Annotated in this window: 18 protein-coding genes; 14 read left to right on the forward strand and 4 right to left on the reverse strand. The window is 66.2% G+C overall.

What is annotated here, in order from left to right:
• Position 1: 1 nt before the first annotated feature.
• The gene (locus tag C8C93_RS22290) at positions 2-1,651 is read right to left on the reverse strand and encodes a methyl-accepting chemotaxis protein (RefSeq protein ID WP_121508339.1); all 1,650 of its coding nucleotides are present in this window, start codon (positions 1,649-1,651) and stop codon (positions 2-4) included.
• A gap of 262 nt (positions 1,652-1,913) precedes the next feature.
• Positions 1,914-2,501: a chalcone isomerase family protein gene (locus C8C93_RS22295; protein ID WP_055395601.1), complete on the reverse strand. Its 588-nt coding sequence runs from the start codon at positions 2,499-2,501 to the stop codon at positions 1,914-1,916.
• Positions 2,502-2,862: 361 nt separating this feature from the next.
• Between C8C93_RS22295 and trpE the strand changes: the two genes are divergently transcribed.
• From trpE to C8C93_RS22335, 9 genes are all read left to right on the forward strand, one after another.
• A complete protein-coding gene (gene trpE / locus C8C93_RS22300) occupies positions 2,863-4,362 on the forward strand; it encodes an anthranilate synthase component I (RefSeq protein ID WP_121508340.1) in 1,500 nt (499 codons plus the stop codon).
• On the forward strand, positions 4,359-4,694 hold the full coding sequence (locus C8C93_RS22305) for a chorismate mutase (RefSeq protein ID WP_121508341.1): 336 nt from the start codon (positions 4,359-4,361) through the stop codon (positions 4,692-4,694). The genes trpE and C8C93_RS22305 overlap by 4 nt, the downstream gene beginning before the upstream one ends.
• The gene (locus C8C93_RS22310; RefSeq protein WP_121421413.1) at positions 4,691-5,275 is read left to right on the forward strand and encodes an aminodeoxychorismate/anthranilate synthase component II; all 585 of its coding nucleotides are present in this window, start codon (positions 4,691-4,693) and stop codon (positions 5,273-5,275) included. Before C8C93_RS22305 ends, C8C93_RS22310 begins: the two co-directional genes overlap by 4 nt.
• Complete coding sequence (locus C8C93_RS22315; RefSeq protein WP_121508342.1) at positions 5,272-5,778, forward strand: DinB family protein; 507 nt, start codon at positions 5,272-5,274, stop codon at positions 5,776-5,778. The genes C8C93_RS22310 and C8C93_RS22315 overlap by 4 nt, the downstream gene beginning before the upstream one ends.
• A gap of 8 nt (positions 5,779-5,786) precedes the next feature.
• On the forward strand, positions 5,787-6,452 hold the full coding sequence (locus tag C8C93_RS22320) for a LysE family translocator (RefSeq protein WP_121508343.1): 666 nt from the start codon (positions 5,787-5,789) through the stop codon (positions 6,450-6,452).
• Positions 6,453-6,475: 23 nt separating this feature from the next.
• On the forward strand, positions 6,476-7,513 hold the full coding sequence (gene trpD / locus C8C93_RS22325) for an anthranilate phosphoribosyltransferase (protein WP_121508344.1): 1,038 nt from the start codon (positions 6,476-6,478) through the stop codon (positions 7,511-7,513).
• A 7-nt stretch (positions 7,514-7,520) separates the two neighbouring features.
• On the forward strand, positions 7,521-7,685 hold the full coding sequence (locus C8C93_RS25280) for a hypothetical protein (RefSeq protein ID WP_174240343.1): 165 nt from the start codon (positions 7,521-7,523) through the stop codon (positions 7,683-7,685).
• Positions 7,675-8,478, forward strand: a complete 804-nt coding sequence (gene trpC / locus C8C93_RS22330; RefSeq protein ID WP_056065300.1) for an indole-3-glycerol phosphate synthase TrpC — start codon at positions 7,675-7,677, stop codon at positions 8,476-8,478. The genes C8C93_RS25280 and trpC overlap by 11 nt, the downstream gene beginning before the upstream one ends.
• Positions 8,479-8,548: 70 nt before the next feature.
• Entirely contained in the window at positions 8,549-9,265 is a 717-nt protein-coding gene (locus C8C93_RS22335) for a uracil-DNA glycosylase (RefSeq protein ID WP_056065302.1), read from the forward strand.
• A 131-nt stretch (positions 9,266-9,396) separates the two neighbouring features.
• On the opposite strand, the gene C8C93_RS22340 is transcribed toward C8C93_RS22335, so the two are convergent.
• Positions 9,397-10,308, reverse strand: a complete 912-nt coding sequence (locus C8C93_RS22340; protein ID WP_056065304.1) for a LysR substrate-binding domain-containing protein — start codon at positions 10,306-10,308, stop codon at positions 9,397-9,399.
• A 152-nt stretch (positions 10,309-10,460) separates the two neighbouring features.
• On the opposite strand from C8C93_RS22340, the gene C8C93_RS22345 reads away from it, so the two are divergent.
• Together C8C93_RS22345 and C8C93_RS22350 are read left to right on the forward strand one after the other, a co-directional pair.
• Positions 10,461-11,444: a tripartite tricarboxylate transporter substrate binding protein gene (locus C8C93_RS22345; RefSeq protein ID WP_056065307.1), complete on the forward strand. Its 984-nt coding sequence runs from the start codon at positions 10,461-10,463 to the stop codon at positions 11,442-11,444.
• A gap of 143 nt (positions 11,445-11,587) precedes the next feature.
• Positions 11,588-13,189: a gamma-glutamyltransferase family protein gene (locus C8C93_RS22350; RefSeq protein WP_056065309.1), complete on the forward strand. Its 1,602-nt coding sequence runs from the start codon at positions 11,588-11,590 to the stop codon at positions 13,187-13,189.
• 29 nt (positions 13,190-13,218) lie between these two features.
• Here the strand turns inward: C8C93_RS22350 and C8C93_RS22355 are convergent, their stop codons facing one another.
• Entirely contained in the window at positions 13,219-13,857 is a 639-nt protein-coding gene (locus C8C93_RS22355; RefSeq protein ID WP_121508345.1) for a hypothetical protein, read from the reverse strand.
• Positions 13,858-13,916: 59 nt separating this feature from the next.
• Between C8C93_RS22355 and C8C93_RS22360 the strand changes: the two genes are divergently transcribed.
• From C8C93_RS22360 to C8C93_RS25490, 3 genes are all read left to right on the forward strand, one after another.
• Positions 13,917-14,516, forward strand: coding sequence for a DUF2975 domain-containing protein (locus C8C93_RS22360; RefSeq protein ID WP_121508346.1), 600 nt, complete (start codon positions 13,917-13,919; stop codon positions 14,514-14,516).
• Between the two features lie 24 nt (positions 14,517-14,540).
• The gene (locus C8C93_RS22365; protein WP_121421406.1) at positions 14,541-14,810 is read left to right on the forward strand and encodes a helix-turn-helix transcriptional regulator; all 270 of its coding nucleotides are present in this window, start codon (positions 14,541-14,543) and stop codon (positions 14,808-14,810) included.
• Positions 14,811-14,895: 85 nt separating this feature from the next.
• Positions 14,896-15,510 carry a hypothetical protein gene (locus C8C93_RS25490; protein ID WP_233559539.1) on the forward strand — a complete coding sequence of 205 codons (615 nt, stop codon included), beginning with the start codon at positions 14,896-14,898 and terminating at the stop codon, positions 15,508-15,510.
• The last annotated feature ends 16 nt before the right edge of the window (positions 15,511-15,526 follow it).

A 15,526-nucleotide genomic window follows, 5' to 3' on the forward strand; every position in this document is an offset into this window, starting at 1 on the left:
CTCAGGCGGGTAACTGGCGTGGCGCCACGGCGCGGTAGTCGAGCCGCGATGCGCTGATGCTGCTGCCGCGCAAGGGGGCGGGCGTTGCATCGCCGTGACGGGTGGCGTTGGCTGAGAGGCGGAAGACCGCCACCGCATCCACCAGCTGCCCCGCCTGTGTCTTGAGGCTGTCGGCCGCTGCTGCGCTTTGCTCTACCAGGGCCGCGTTCTGCTGCGTGGCCTGGTCCATCTGCGTGATGGCTTCGCCCACCTGCGAGACACCCTGACTCTGTTCGCTGCTGGCTGCGCTGATCTCGCCCATGATCTCCGTCACGCGGCGGATCGATGCAACCACTTCGCTCATGGTGGCGCCGGCCTTGTCCACCAGGGCTGTGCCGCGCTCCACGCGCTCCACGCTGGTGCCGATCAGGCCCTTGATCTCCTTGGCGGCTTCAGCGCTGCGTCCAGCGAGGCTGCGCACTTCCCCGGCCACCACGGCAAAGCCGCGCCCCTGTTCGCCCGCGCGCGCGGCCTCCACGGCAGCATTCAGGGCCAGGATGTTGGTCTGGAAGGCGATGCCGTCGATGACGCTGATGATGTCGGCGATCTTGCGGCTGCTGTCGTTGATGCCCTTCATGGTCTCGACCACTTCGGCCACCACATCGCCTCCCTGTTGGGCCACGGTGGATGCGCTCATGGCGAGCTGATTGGCCGTGCGCGCGTTGTCGGCGTTCTGGCGCACCGTGGAGCCAAGTTCTTCCATGGATGCGGCGGTCTGCTGCAAGGCTGAGGCTTGCTGTTCCGTGCGTGCCGAGAGGTCGTTGTTGCCGGATGCAATTTCGACGCTGGCGGTGGCCACGCCTTCTGCGTTGTGGCGCACATTGCCGACGATGGTGGCCAGGCGCGATTGCATGGTGGCCAGCGCCTGCAGCAGTTGGCCGGTTTCGTCATTGCCGCTGGCTTCGATGGGGTGGGTCAGGTCGCCATCGGCAATGCTCTCTGCCGCCTGCTTGCCCCGCTGCACAGGTTGCACGATGGAGCGTGTGACGGTGAAGGCCAATAGCGCCCCTAGTGCCACGGCTATCAGTGTGCCCACGCCCAGCAACACCTGGCTGGCCTTGGCCAGCGTGCTGGTGTCGCCCTGGCTGTCGGCCAGCTGCGCGGCCATGGCAGTGCGCAGGTCGTCGAGGGATTGGAGGTACTTGTCTGCCAGAGGGCGCAAGTCCTTGTCCACCAGCGTGGGCACATTGGGCTCGCCGCCACGGTGCAGTTCGCGGATCTCGGCGAGTTTGTCGTTGTAGGCCTTGCTGGCGGCGGCAATGGTGGCCAGTTGCGCACGGTTCTTGTCTCCCTGTACCAGGCCTTCGATGCGCTGGACCTTGCCCTCGATGCCTTTGGCTGTGGCCTGCGTGTCGGCCGTGAGCTTTTCCATGTAGTCGCGGTCAATGGCCTTGAGGAAGGCCTCGGTGCGCACCCAGTTCAGGCGGATGTCTGACGCCCAGTTCTCCACCAGGGTCTGCTGCTCGATCTCCTGGGTGGCCACGCGTTCGCTGGCGCCTTGCAGGCTCGCGATGCGCCACATGCCGGTGGCGGCAATCAACGCGGTGATGAGCAGGATGGCACCGAACGACGCGCCCAGGCGCAGGCCGACGGAAAGGTTGCTGAGTTTCATGGTGGGGTCTGGCGCAAAAAGGTATCTGGGGGCAGAAAATTGGGGGCGTTACAGACGGCTCGTTGCGGGGCGCGGGTAGCGCGAAAATCTCGGTTCAGGCCGTGGCATCAGTGACTGCGGGGTGCGCGCAGCAAGAGGCCGTTGTTTCGTCGGTGAGGGGCGGGTGTGCTCGTTGGTCCAAAGGCTACTCCCGAGTAGGGAGCGCGTCTGTCGGGCGCGGGACAGCCCCGGGCGGAAGTGCCTCGGGGTTTGTCCCAGGGGGTTACGCAGGCTTGCCCAGAAGGGCGTCCTTGAGCTTCCAGTCGGCGGGCACATTGCCCAGCCAGATGCCCAGCAGCGCGTTGAAGAACTCCGGCTCCTTGAAAGGTTCGCCCTGGGGCTTGCCCTTGACCGTGATCACCGTGCCGGTACCTGGTATCCAGTCGATCATGAACTGGTCGCCCGCCTGCAGCTTCTTGTGGTCCGAGAAGATCTGGCTCATGCGCAGCACGCCCGGGATGAGCTTGGAGAACGCTGCGCGGTCCATGTTGTCCTCCATGCCGCGCGAGAACAGCTTGCCCAGCTCGGTGGAGTCGATCTCGCGCAGCATGGTGATGCTCATGCGCTTGGGGCCCTTCAGGGCCATGATTTCAGCGGGAGTCGAGGCCTTCTTTTCAAGGTACAGGCCTGCGGTGTACACCTTGAACACGGCCTTGTAGCGAACCCCTGCGCCATTGAGCTGAAGGCTGCTGCCACTCAGGCTGCTCGTCTCTTCATACTTGACGTCGGCCACGGTGATGGGCTGGGCAATAGCACCGGCCGCCAACAGGCAGGCCACGGCTGCTGCGGCACATCGCTGGAGAAACTTCATGCGCAACTCCTAAAAAAGAACGGTCGTTCGTTTCAAATTGTTGCAGTGCTCCTGCCGGGCCGCAACAGGGTTTTCGAGTGGTTGTGCGATCTCGCCTTGAGAGTCGTCAACTCAGGCCCTGAAAAAAGCTTTGCTACACTTTGGCCCATGTTCATTCACCACGTGTTCATCACAGGTTGCAGCGACCGGGGAGCCTGGCCCTGGCGTCAGCCTGTCGCTTTGAACGCCTGATGGCACCTGGGCAGCAGCCCCAGCGTGCACCCGTGGCCTCCACCCCGATGCGGTGAGGCCGATTGAATGGACCGCAGCGCCCCTTTTTCATTGACAGGGACACGCGCTGCGACAGCTGGGAGCCCTCCCCGTGATCACAGAACTTGAATTCAAAAGCCTGGCCAGCGAAGGCTACAACCGCATTCCGCTCATGGTCGAGGCCTTTGCGGACCTGGAAACCCCCCTCTCGCTCTACCTGAAGCTGGCGCACACCAAGGACGGCGGCAAGCACAGCTTCTTGCTCGAATCCGTGGTCGGCGGCGAGCGCTTCGGGCGTTACAGCTTCATTGGCTTGCCCGCGCGCACGCTGTTGCGGGCCAGTGGCTTTGGGGCGCAGGCCAAAACCGAGGTCGTGACGGACGGCCAGGTGGTCGAAACCGCCCAGGGCAATCCGCTCGACTTCATTGAGGCATACCAAAAGCGGTTCAAGGTGGCGCTGCGCCCCGGCCTGCCGCGCTTTTGTGGCGGCTTGGCCGGCTACTTTGGTTACGACGCGGTGCGCTACATCGAAAAGAAGCTGGAGACCACCTGCCCGCCCGACACCCTGGGCTGCCCCGACATCCTGTTGCTGCAGTGCGAAGAACTGGCGGTCATCGACAACCTTTCGGGCAAGCTCTACCTCATCGTCTACGCCGACCCGGCCCAGCCTGAGGCCTACACCCGCGCCAAGAAGCGCCTGCGCGAGCTGAAAGAGCAGCTCAAGTATTCGGTGAGCGCCCCGGTTGTGAAGGCCACCGAAAGCCACCCCGCCCAGCGCGACTTTGCCAAGGCCGACTACCTGGCCGCAGTGCACCGCGCCAAGGAGCTGATTGCTGCGGGCGACTTCATGCAGGTGCAGGTGGGCCAGCGCATCCACAAGCGCTACACCGAAAGCCCCCTGAGCCTGTACCGCGCGCTGCGTTCGCTGAACCCGTCGCCGTACATGTACTTCTACGACTTTGGCGACTTCCATGTGGTGGGTGCCAGCCCCGAGATCCTGGTGCGCCAGGAGAAGACCGACGAGGGCACCAAGGTCACCATCCGCCCCCTGGCGGGCACCCGCCCGCGTGGCGCCACGCCCGAGAAGGACAAGGCCACCGAGGTCGAGCTCATCAACGACCCCAAGGAGCGTGCCGAACACGTGATGCTGATCGACCTGGCGCGCAACGACATCGGCCGCATCGCCAAGACCGGCACCGTGAAGGTGACCGAAGCCTTTGCGGTGGAGCGCTACAGCCACGTGATGCACATCGTGAGCAACGTGGAAGGCATTCTGCACGAGGGCATGACCAGCATGGACGTGCTCAAGGCCACCTTCCCCGCAGGCACGCTCACCGGCGCGCCCAAGGTGCACGCCATGGAACTCATCGACCAGCTGGAACCCACCAAACGCGGCCTGTATGGCGGCGCCTGCGGCTACCTGAGCTATGCGGGCGACATGGATGTGGCCATTGCCATCCGCACCGGCATCGTCAAGAACGGCACGCTCTACGTGCAGGCGGCTGCCGGTGTGGTGGCCGATTCGGTGCCCGAGCTGGAATGGAAAGAAACCGAGCACAAGGCCCGCGCGCTGCTGCGCGCCGCCGAACTCGTCGAGGAGGGCCTGGAATGACCCTCGCTATCACCCGAGTCAAACCCTGCACCACCATGCAGGACGTGCGCCGCGAAGTGAACGCGCTGGACGACGTGCTGGTGCCTCTGCTGGTGGAGCGCGTGGGCTACATGACCCAGGCCGCCCGCATCAAGCAAGGCGTGGAACAGGTGCGCGACGAAGCGCGCATCCAGGCCATCGTGGACCGTGTGCGCGAACGTGCCCAGGCCGAAGGCGGCGACGCCGACGTGATCGAAGCCATCTACCGCAGCCTCATGGAAGCCTGCATTGCCTATGAACACCGCGAGTTCGCCCGTCTGCGCGAGCCCGCCACTGCCGGGAGCGCCGCATGAAACTCTTGATGGTCGATAACTACGACAGCTTTACCTACAACATCGTCCAGTACTTTGGTGAACTGGGCGCCGAGGTCGAGGTGTTCCGCAACGACGAGATCACCGTGGCCGAGATCGAGGCGCGCCTGAACGCGGGCCAGCTTGACCGCCTGGTCATCTCGCCCGGGCCTTGCTCACCTGCAGAGGCCGGTATCTCGGTGGCAGCAATCCAGCACTTTGCCGGCAAGCTGCCCATCCTGGGCGTGTGCCTGGGTCATCAAGCCATTGGTGCAGCCTTTGGCGGCACCATCATCCGTGCGCAGGAGCTCATGCATGGCAAGACCAGCGTGATCACCACCACGCAAAAGGGCGTGTTTGCGGGCCTGCCGGAGCAATTCACCGTCAACCGTTACCACTCGCTGGCCATCGAGCGTGCCACCTGCCCGGATGTGCTCGAAGTGACCGCCTGGACCGACGACGGCGAAATCATGGGCGTGCGCCACAAGACGCTGCCGATCGAAGGCGTGCAGTTCCATCCCGAAAGCATCCTCACCGAACACGGCCACGCCATGCTCAAGAACTTTCTGGAGCAGCGCGCATGACGGCCTCTCAGGGCCTGGCCCAGCTCTTTCAGTACAAGCGGTGGGCCAACCAGGAACTGCTGGCACTGGGCGCGGCATCGCAGGGCGCATTGCCTGCCGACGACTACCGGCTGTTTGTGCGCATCCTGAACCACACTTACGTGGTGGACCGCATCTTTGCCAGCCACCTGCAGGGTCTGCCCCAGACCACCTACCGGGCCACCAACACCGAGGAGACGCCGGAGCTGGCCACCCTGAGCGATGCTGTGCGCGCGTCGGACGACTGGTATGTGCAGTACGTGGGCGGGCTGGATGATGCGCAGCTGGCCGAACCGGTGGCGTTCCGCTTCACCGACGGCGAAACGGGGCGCATGTCGCGCAGCGAGATCCTGAACCACCTCGTCGTGCATGGCACGTACCACCGGGGGGCGGCGGGGCGCATCCTGGCCGCGCATGCGGTGCAGCCTCCGCGCGATTCGCTGACGACCTTCCTGCACCGCCTGGAACCTGACCGACGCTGGTAGACACCCCCATGCCCGAACTTCATCAACTGCTCATGTTCATTGCGGCCGGCTGGCTGCTCAATCTCACGCCCGGGCCCGATGTGCTCTACATCGTGACCAACGCGCTGCGTTCCGGTACCCGCGCGGGCATCGTGGCGGGGCTGGGTATCACGGCCGGTTGTTTTGTGCACATCTTCGCGGCGGCGGTGGGCGTGGGCGCGCTGCTGGCCACCTCGGCCACGGCGTTCACGGTGCTCAAGTGGATCGGCGCGGCTTACCTGATGTGGATGGGCGTGCGCATGCTGCTGTCCAAGCCCGGTGCTGATGGTGGCAACAGCGCAGCGCTGGCGGCTGCGCAGGCGGCCCCTGCGCCGCACATGCCGCTTCGCAAGGTGTTCCTCGGCGGCTTCTGGACCAATGTGCTCAACCCCAAGGTCGCCATCTTCTTCCTGGCCTTTGTGCCGCAGTTCATCGCGCCGGGCACCGACAACAAGGCGCTGGCCTTCGTGCTGCTGGGCGTGCTGTTCAACGTGAACGCCATTCCCATCAACGTGGGGTGGGCGCTGGCGGCATCATGGATGGCGCGACGCGCCACAGCCATCCAGCGCGGCATGCACTGGCTGGACCGCGTGGCGGGCGCCATGTTCATCGGCTTCGGACTCAAGCTGGCCTTTACAGATCAACCGGCGGCTTGACCGCCACCCCAGGAGACACCGTCATGCCCATCACCCCCCAGGAAGCGCTACAGCGCACCATCGAGCACCGCGAAATCTTCCATGACGAAATGCTGCATCTGATGCGCCTCATCATGAATGGCGAGCTGTCGCCCGTCATGACCGCAGCCATCATCACCGGCTTGCGCGTGAAGAAGGAAACCATCGGCGAGATCACCGCCGCTGCGCAGGTGATGCGCGAGTTCAGTACCAAGGTGCACGTCACGGACGCGACCCATATGGTGGACATCGTGGGCACGGGCGGCGACGGCGCCAACACCTTCAACATCTCCACCTGCTCGATGTTCGTGGCCGCCGCAGCGGGTGCCAAGGTCAGCAAACATGGCGGGCGCGGCGTATCCAGCAAAAGCGGCAGCGCCGATGTGATGGAGGCCCTGGGCATCCACATCAACCTCAAACCCGAGCAGATCGCCCAGTGCATCGCTGAAGTCGGCATCGGCTTCATGTTTGCGCCCAACCACCACCCCGCCATGAAGAACGTGGCCCCGGTGCGCAAGGAACTAGGCGTGCGCACCATCTTCAACATCCTGGGCCCGCTGACCAACCCGGCAGGTGCGCCCAACATCCTGATGGGCGTGTTCCACCCCGACCTCGTCGGCATCCAAGTACGCGCGCTGCAGCGCCTGGGCGCCGAGCACGCGCTGGTGGTGTACGGCCGTGATGGCATGGACGAAGTCAGCTTGGGCGCTGCCACTTTGGTGGGTGAGTTGAAAAACGGCCAGATCACCGAGTACGAAATCCACCCTGAGGACTTTGGCCTGCCGATGGCGAGCAATCGCGCGCTCAAGGTTGAGACGCCCGAGCAGTCGCGGGAGATGCTGATCGGCGTGCTCAAGGGTGAGCCTGGCGCCGCGCAAGACATCGTGTGTCTGAACGCAGGCGTGGCACTGTATGCCGCCAATGTGGTCGATTCGGTGCCCGCAGGCTTGGCCAAGGCCCGGGCCGTGATTGCGTCGGGCGCCGCGCTGGCCAAGCTGGAGCAGGTGGTCACGCGCACGCACGCGCTGGCCACGGCGGCCTGACACGGCCATGTGGCGCGACCCTGGCACCTGGATTGCACTGGGCATCTCTGCCCTTTTCATCGTGGCCGGGTTCGTGATGCACCGCGTGTTCACCAAAATTCTGAAACAGGGCTCCCCTGAGCCCGACGACACCGAAACCGACAACCCAAAGGCCGCGCACCATGAGCAGTGACATCCTCAACAAAATCGTCGCCGTCAAGCACGAAGAAGTAGCGGCAGCCAAAAAGCGCCTGTCCTTTGAAGCCATGCGCGCCGACGCCGAGAGCCGTGTGCTCACCCGCGACTTTGAAGGCGCGCTGCGCGCCAAGATCGCCAAGGGCCAGGCGGCGGTGATTGCCGAGATCAAGAAGGCCAGCCCCAGCAAGGGGGTGCTGCGCGCCGACTTCGAGCCCGCTGACATTGCCCAGAGCTACATGGAAGGCGATGGCAAGGTGAGCGCGGCCTGCCTGTCGGTACTGACCGACCGGCAGTTCTTTCAGGGCCAGCCCGACTACCTGAAACAAGCCCGCGCCAGCACGTTGCTTCCTGTGCTGCGCAAGGATTTCATGGTGGATGCGTACCAGATCTACGAATCGCGCGCCATGGGCGCCGACGCCATCCTGCTGATTGCGGCCAGCCTGGACGACGCCCAGATGGCCGACTTCGAGGCCATTGCCCGCAGCCTGGACATGGCGGTGCTGGTGGAGGTGCATGACCGGCCCGAACTGGAGCGGGCTCTAAAGCTCAAGACTCCGCTGGTCGGCATCAACAACCGCAACTTGCGCACATTCGAGGTCACGCTGGACACCACGCTCTCCATGCTCAAGGACGTGCCTGCAGACCGGCTTCTCGTCACCGAGTCGGGCATCTTGAAGCCAGCCGATGTGAAGGCCATGCGCGACGCTGGTGTGCACGCCTTCTTGGTGGGTGAAGCCTTCATGCGGGCGGACGATCCGGGCCTGGCCCTGGCCAAGCTCTTTGGGTGAGAGAGGGTGAAAACTCCTGATTTGATAGCTGCTTGCGCTTGATGGTAAAGCGCTACAGCCTATTTTGACCATGAATTCAACTCCCCAGACCCCGGCCCAACTCCAAAGCGCCAACCCCGCCGACTGGCCCGTGGCGCCCGGCTGGCAGCCGTTGGCGGACGCCTTTTTTGCTGGCGCACGCGGGCAGGCGTTGCTCGCGTTCTTGCAGGCGCGGCTGCAGGCGGGTGCGGCGATCTTTCCGCCCCAGCCGCTGCGGGCGCTGGAGCTGACGCCGCCTGAGGACGTGCGCGTGGTCATCCTGGGGCAGGACCCGTACCACGGCCGGGGCCAGGCCGAGGGGTTGGCGTTTTCGGTGGCGCCGGGCGTGCGCCTGCCGCCCTCGCTGCAGAATATCTTCAAGGAAATGCAGCGCGACCTGGGGGTGGCCTTCCCCCCGTTCCCGAACCCCGGCGGCAGCCTGGTCAAGTGGGCGAAGAACGGTGTGCTGCTGCTCAACACCTGCCTCACGGTGGAAGAGGGCCAGGCCGCCAGCCATGCAGGCAAGGGCTGGGAGGAACTGACCGACACCGTCATCCGCCATGTGGCTGAAGGCCCGCGCCCGGTGGTGTTCATGCTCTGGGGCTCGCACGCCCAGTCCAAGCGCGCGTGGATTCCCGCAGACCGCGGGCACCTGGTGCTCACGTCCAACCACCCCTCGCCCCTGTCGGCACTGCGCCCGCCTGTCCCTTTTATTGGCAACGGGCACTTTGGCAAGGCGCGGGATTTTCGCGCGCTGCACGGTTACTGAGCAGGGTTTGCAGCACCGCCTTCGCGTCACGCGCGGCGGGGTGCCGGTGGATGCCACAGTGCCGGGGGGGGGGGCGATTCGCCTGGGGCTGCCGGGTGATGACCAGCACGCCGGATAACCGACGCCAAGGGCTACCACTGCTGCGGTAGCCGTTCCTTGAGCAGCTCCAGAAACGCCTGCGCCGCCACTGGCAGGCTGCGCCCGGCCAGGGTCTGGATCTCGATGTCGCGCAGGTCCATGCCAGGGTCGCTGATGGGCAGGGCCACGATGGCGCCTTCGGCCACCAGGTGGCGCACGGCAATCTCGCTGGCCACGGACAGGCCGCCGCCCAGCTGTACAAAGTTGACCACCGTCTTGGCGTGGTTGCTGATGAGCACGGCGTCGAGCTGCAAGCCCTGGCGGCTGCAGACGATGTCGATCATCTGGCGCACCGTGGTCTCGGGCGGGGGTAGCGCCAAGGGGTATTCGGCCATCTGCGCCAGGGTCACACTGCCCGCGCTGGCCAGCGTGTGGCCAGGCGGCAGCAGGGCCAGCACCGGGGCGCTCTGGCGGTAGGCCACGTCGATGTCCTTGTGCGGCGCGCGGCTGAAGCACAGGCCGATGTCGGCCGTGCCGCTGCGCACGGCGTCGGGCACCTGGGCCGTGGGCAGGGCGATCACGCTGAACTGCACCCCGGCATAGGTGCGCTGGAACTCCACGCACAGGCGCGGCACCAGCTCGTTGGCAAATGCGTCGGAGGTGGCCAGGCGCACCTGCCCCGCGCGCAGGCCCTGCAGCGCGCCGATCTCGCCCAGTGCGCGCTCGGCGTCCAGCACCGTGCGGCGGGCGTGCACGGCCAGGATCTCGCCTGCCGCTGTCAGCACCATGCCGCGCGGGTGGCGCTCAAAGAGGGGCGTGCCCAGCTGGGCCTCCAGCCCCGCGATCTGGCGGCTCAGCGCCGAGGCGGCCACATGCAGCCGGGCCGATGCTTCGGTGAGCGATCCACTCTGCGCCACGGCCAGAAAGTAGCGCAGGGTGGTGTCTTGCAGCAGGTGGGGGCGCATGGGTGACCGAACCGGGAGTGAGGCTGGCAGTATGCGCCGGTTTGCCGTGGCAGCAAAGCAGCTTGCTGAAATGCTGGTAGTAAAGCAAGGCGCGGCTTCCTAAGATGGTCCCATCCTCTGTTGTGTCCGATTTCTTTGCGGGAGTGCTCTGTATGCGTCTACTTTCCTGGGGCCGTGGTGTCTGGGGCCTGGCCGGCCTGCTGGTGCTGGCATCTGCCGCGCAGGCACAAGCCAATTGGCCGGATCGCCCCGTGCGGGTGATCGTGCCCTTCCCAGCCAGCGGCGCGACCGACCTGGTGGCCCGCGTGGTCACCCAGCGCGTCGCGGCCGACCTGGGGCAGCAGCTGGTGGTGGACAACAAGCCCGGCGCGGGCGGCACCCTGGGCACGGCCGAGGCGGCCAAGGCCGCACCCGATGGCTACACCCTGCTGCTGACCACGAGCAGCACCCACGCGATCTCGCCCCACCTCATGCCCAAGCTGGCTTATGACCCGCGCAAGGACTTCACGCCGGTGGCCCATGTGGCCGACGCACCCAGCGTGCTGCTGGTCACCAACAGCCTGCCGGTCAAGACCGTGGGCGAACTGATTGCCTACGCCAAGGCCCACCCCGGCAAGCTCAACTACGCCACCAGCGGCAACGGCACCATCGTGCACCTGAACACGGCCGCCTTCAGCGCCCAGGCGGGTGCGGAGATGACGCACATCCCCTACAAGGGCACGGCCCTGGCCATCCCTGACCTGATTGCTGGGCAGACGCATGTGCTGTTCGATTCCCTGCCCACCGGCATGCCGCACGCCAAGGCCGGCCGCCTGCGCGCACTGGCCGTGACCAGCGAAAAGCGCAGCACCCTGGCGCCCGAGCTGCCCACGCTGGCCGAATCTGGCCTGCCCGGCTATTCGTCGGTGACCTGGTTTGGCGTGTACCTGCCCGCCGGGGCTCCCCCCGCCTTGGTGGACCGCGTGCACAAGGCTTTTGCCAAGGCCGTGCAGGCGCCCGAGGTGGCCGAGAGCCTGGCCAAGCTGGGCGTGGAGCCCGCCGCGCCGCGCACACCCGCGCAGTTTGGTGCCATGGTGCAGGCGGACAGCAACCGCTGGGCGACGGTGATTCGCCAACACAAGATCACGGTGGAGTAACCCCCTGAGTCGCCTTCGGCGCCTTCCCCCTTGAAGGGGGGCGACGCTCTCTGTGCGGGGCGGCCCTTCCTGGGCGTCCCTCGCTTGAGGCCGCGCCAGTTTTCGCCTGCGAGCCGCCTCGCAAGGTATGGAGTCAGAACGCTATGAATACCCAATCCCTCGACTGGTCACTTCCCTACAGCTCCCACCGCAGCGCGGTGATGGGCCGCAATGTGGTCTCCACCTCGCAGCCGCTGGCGGCGCAGGCGGGCCTGCGCATGCTGCTGGCGGGCGGCAACGCGGTGGATGCCGCCATTGCCGCCGCCATGGCCCTCACGGTGGTGGAGCCCACGGGCTGCGGCCTGGGCAGCGACGGGTTTGCCATCGTGTGGGATGGCAAGGAGTTGCACGGTTTGAATGCTTCGGGCCGCTCGCCTGCTGCGTGGACGCCGGAGTACTTCGAGAAGCTGGGGGGCATCCCTGAAACCGGCTGGAACGCCGTCACCGTGCCAGGCGCCGTGTCGGCCTGGGTGGCGCTCTCCAAGCGTCTGGGCAAGCTGCCGTTTGCGCAGCTGGCGCAGCCCGCCATCGACTACGCGCGCAACGGGTTTCCGGTGTCGCCCACCATCGCCCGCCTCTGGGCGCTGGGCGCGGCCAAGCTGGGCACGCAGCCCGGGTTTGCCGAGTGCTTCATGCCGAACGGCAGGGTGCCGCTGGCGGGTGAAATCTTCCGCAGCGAAGCCCATGCCCGCACGCTGGAGCTGATCGCCGAAACCGAAGGCGAAGCCTTTTACCGGGGCGTGATCGCCGAGCGCATCGTGGCCCATGCGCAGGCGAATGGCGGCGCCATGGCGCTGGCCGACCTGGCCGCGCACCAGGCCGACTGGGTTGGCACCATTCAGCAGCGCTTTGGTGATTCCGTGGTTCATGAAATCCCGCCCAATGGCCAAGGCATTGCCGCACTGATGGCGCTGGGCATGCTCGACGCGCATGGCATCGGCGCTCACCCGGTGGACGATGTGGAGACCGTGCACGCCAGCATCGAGGCCATGAAGCTCGCTTTTGCCGACCTGCACCAGTACAACGCCGACATCGACGCCATGCACGTCAAGCCCGATGCGCTGCTGAACCCCGACTACCTGCGCGGCCGCGCCACACTGATCGACACCACGCGCGCTGGCGACCCTGGCTACGGCGCTCCGCGCCCCGGCGGCACGGTGTACTTGGCGGCGGCCGACGCGTCCGGCATGATGGTCTCGTTCATCCAGTCCAACTACATGGGCTTTGGCTCGGGCGTAGTGGTGCCGGGCACGGGCATCAGCCTGCAGAACCGCGGCCACGGCTTCAACCTGATCCCGGGCCACGCCAACCAGGTGGCGCCGCGCAAGCGCCCCTCGCACACCATCATCCCGGCCTTTGCCACGCATGCCGACGGCACGCCCCAAATGGCGTTTGGCGTGATGGGCGGGCCGATGCAGAGCCAGGGCCACACCCAGATGGCACTGCGCGTGCTGCGCTACGGCCAGAACCCGCAGGCGGCGGCTGATGCGCCCCGCTGGCGCGTGACGGGCGGCAAGGGTGTGGCCGTGGAGCCAGGCTTTGACCCTGCCGTGGTCGCCGCGCTGCGCGCGCGCGGGCACGAAGTGACGGTGGAAGAGGGCAACGGCGTGTTCGCCTTTGGCGGCGCCCAGCTGGTGCTGAAGAACGGCAACAGCTACATCGCAGGCTCCGACCCGCGCAAGGACGGGCACGCGGTAGCGTTCTGACGGCCTTGCGCGCAGCGCACTGAGGCGGCTCAGCGCGTTGTGCAGGCCGGAAACCGCTTGGCGAGCTCGTGCGCTGGCATCGTCTCCGCAAGGTCGAGGTTGCGCACCAGCGGGATGTATTCCCCTGTGTCGGTGAATCGCAAGAGGGTGGTCACGACGCGGCTGCCGGAGCCGCCTTGTTGACAGCCCGACAGTTCCAGCCCCAGGCCCAACTGACGGGAACCATCGTCCGTGCCTTTCCAGCCCATGGCCCGCTCTCGCAGAGCCTGCAGGCGCGGCAGGGCGGCTGGGTCGATCCGCCAGACCTGCACATGGGTCCGGGACGTTTCATATTCCGCGAGCACGCTGCGATCGGCCGTGCTGCGCAGCTCCTGAAGGGGCAATTTTTCTTCCAGGCGCTCGGTGGCGATGGCTCCCCCGGGCTTGCGCAGCGTGCGCGAAACGCTCACCGTGAGCTCCAGTGCGTTGCCTTGAAGCTGCAGGCCCGGGCTGTGTACCACGGCGGCGCGCAGCGCGGCGGGGGCCAGCGTCTCCAGCTGGAGCTGCCGCAGCTTCCACAGTGATGACACCGGCACACTGCCACAGGCCGACAGCAGCACCAGGGCCAAAAAACACGAGAAAGCACGGAGAAAAGCCAAAGGGCGCAGGGGCGTTAGGAAAAAAAGCATGGTAGTAAATTTCTGTTTTACGGTATATTATTATTGTTTTACAGAAAAATTTACCGACCATGACGCAACATCTACCCCCATCGGTATCTTCTGTTCACAGCCCCTCGTTTCGCCGCCTGGCCTGGGGCCTTCTCGCGGCCAGCTGGGCGTGTGCCCTGGTATCGCTGGTGTTGTCGATGGCGCGCTGGGCGGCCATCGGGCATGAAACGGGTTGGGGTGGCTGGATGCCGCTTTCGGTGGTGCCCTCGCAGGCCTTGTTGGTCGGCCTCACACCGCCGCCCTCCATGGAGACCCATTGGCGCTGGGTGGGCGTGGCGCTGGAGTGCATTCCCGCTGCAGCCATGCTGTATGCGGTGCTGTGCGTGCATCGCATCTGCCGGTCCTTTCTGGCCGGGGCCGTGTTCGGGCCAGTGGTGGTGCACGGGTTCCGTGGCGTGGGCTGGGGCTTTTTGGCGATGTTCGTGACTTCACTCGTCTACCAGGCGGGGGTGACGGCGCTGCTGTCCTGGCTGGCTTCCGGCCAGCAGAACGGCCTGGTGGCGCTGGGCGTGGGACCGTTTGAAATGAGCGTATTGGTCGTGGGACTGATGATGTTGCTCCTGGGGCACGTGCTGGCCGAGGGCCACCGCCTGCAAGCCGAAGCGGATGCGTTTGTTTAGCAACTCGCCAGCGAAGGAATTCCCATGGCGATTGTCGTGACCCTGGATGAAATGCTCGCGCGCCGCAAGGTCAAGTCGCGCGATCTGGCGGCCCATGTGGGCATCACCGAGGCCAACCTGTCCCTGCTCAAGAGCGGAAAGGTCAAGGGCGTGCGTTTCGAGACCCTGTCCGCCATTTGCAGTTATCTGCAGTGCCAGCCGGCAGACCTGCTGGCCTGGGTGCCCGATGCGGACACGAAGGATAGCGAGGCGCTTTCGCGTGGCGAGGCTGGTGGCTTGGCCCAGGGCGACTAGGGCAGTGCAAGGCACGCGCGGCTCCGGCCCGCGACTGGCCTGGGCAGTAGGTGGGGCGCTGTTGCTGCATGGATTGGTTCTGGCGATGCTGAGCAGGAGCGATGGTGCTCTGCGAACTTCGCCCGAGCGCAGCGATGCACCTGCCATGGTATGGGTGACGCTGGCGCCGCTGCCCGCGTCCACGACACCCAGCGAGCCGTTGCCAGCTGCCATGCCCCAGCCTGCCGCCCCAGCCCGGAGCACTACACCCGTTGCCAGCGGGCAGGGCCCAAAGCAGGCCGTTACCCGCAGCGGGCGGCCGATCGCTGTGGAGCCTGCTGCGCCTGATGGCAGCGTGGAGGGCTTGACCGCCGCACTGCCAGTTGCGCCCGCGCCGCGGGCGCCGGCATCCGGGCCGGGTGATGCCCCACGGGCTGCTCCCAGCATGGACGATGTGGCACGGGCGCTCCAGCGCGAGCGGGCCTGGCAGCGCCAGCAAGGGGCGCAGCAACCACAGCCGCCGCATCAGCGCTGGGAAGTCGCTCCAGCGGGTGCCTTGGGATCTGGCATTGCCGAGCGCGACCTGCGCGGCGCAGAGGGCCAGCGCATGGTTCAGGCTGCGGGCCCCTGGGGCACCTACTGTGTGGAGTTGCCTTCGGCCAACCAGCCTCCGTCCATGGGGGCTGCGCCCCGCGTTGCGCCAACCAGCACCTGCCGCTGAATGCTGGGGCGGCGCT

Source organism: Acidovorax sp. 93 (assembly GCF_003633835.1).
Lineage (GTDB): Bacteria > Pseudomonadota > Gammaproteobacteria > Burkholderiales > Burkholderiaceae_C > Acidovorax > Acidovorax facilis.

Excerpts from the sequence above, each read along its gene's own strand:
- C8C93_RS22340 (WP_056065304.1), bottom strand. The coding sequence starts at position 10,308 with ATGCGCCCCCACCTGCTGCAAGACACCACCCTGCGCTACTTTCTGGCC.
- trpC (WP_056065300.1), top strand. The coding sequence starts at position 7,675 with ATGAGCAGTGACATCCTCAACAAAATCGTCGCCGTCAAGCACGAAGAA.
- C8C93_RS22310 (WP_121421413.1), top strand. The coding sequence starts at position 4,691 with ATGAAACTCTTGATGGTCGATAACTACGACAGCTTTACCTACAACATC.
- C8C93_RS25490 (WP_233559539.1), top strand. The coding sequence starts at position 14,896 with ATGCTGAGCAGGAGCGATGGTGCTCTGCGAACTTCGCCCGAGCGCAGC.
- C8C93_RS22305 (WP_121508341.1), top strand. The coding sequence starts at position 4,359 with ATGACCCTCGCTATCACCCGAGTCAAACCCTGCACCACCATGCAGGAC.
- C8C93_RS22290 (WP_121508339.1), bottom strand. The coding sequence starts at position 1,651 with ATGAAACTCAGCAACCTTTCCGTCGGCCTGCGCCTGGGCGCGTCGTTC.
- C8C93_RS22350 (WP_056065309.1), top strand. The coding sequence starts at position 11,588 with ATGAATACCCAATCCCTCGACTGGTCACTTCCCTACAGCTCCCACCGC.
- C8C93_RS22355 (WP_121508345.1), bottom strand. The coding sequence starts at position 13,857 with ATGCTTTTTTTCCTAACGCCCCTGCGCCCTTTGGCTTTTCTCCGTGCT.
- C8C93_RS22295 (WP_055395601.1), bottom strand. The coding sequence starts at position 2,501 with ATGAAGTTTCTCCAGCGATGTGCCGCAGCAGCCGTGGCCTGCCTGTTG.
- C8C93_RS25280 (WP_174240343.1), top strand. The coding sequence starts at position 7,521 with ATGTGGCGCGACCCTGGCACCTGGATTGCACTGGGCATCTCTGCCCTT.
- trpD (WP_121508344.1), top strand. The coding sequence starts at position 6,476 with ATGCCCATCACCCCCCAGGAAGCGCTACAGCGCACCATCGAGCACCGC.
- C8C93_RS22335 (WP_056065302.1), top strand. The coding sequence starts at position 8,549 with ATGAATTCAACTCCCCAGACCCCGGCCCAACTCCAAAGCGCCAACCCC.
- C8C93_RS22360 (WP_121508346.1), top strand. The coding sequence starts at position 13,917 with ATGACGCAACATCTACCCCCATCGGTATCTTCTGTTCACAGCCCCTCG.
- C8C93_RS22365 (WP_121421406.1), top strand. The coding sequence starts at position 14,541 with ATGGCGATTGTCGTGACCCTGGATGAAATGCTCGCGCGCCGCAAGGTC.
- C8C93_RS22315 (WP_121508342.1), top strand. The coding sequence starts at position 5,272 with ATGACGGCCTCTCAGGGCCTGGCCCAGCTCTTTCAGTACAAGCGGTGG.
- C8C93_RS22320 (WP_121508343.1), top strand. The coding sequence starts at position 5,787 with ATGCCCGAACTTCATCAACTGCTCATGTTCATTGCGGCCGGCTGGCTG.
- C8C93_RS22345 (WP_056065307.1), top strand. The coding sequence starts at position 10,461 with ATGCGTCTACTTTCCTGGGGCCGTGGTGTCTGGGGCCTGGCCGGCCTG.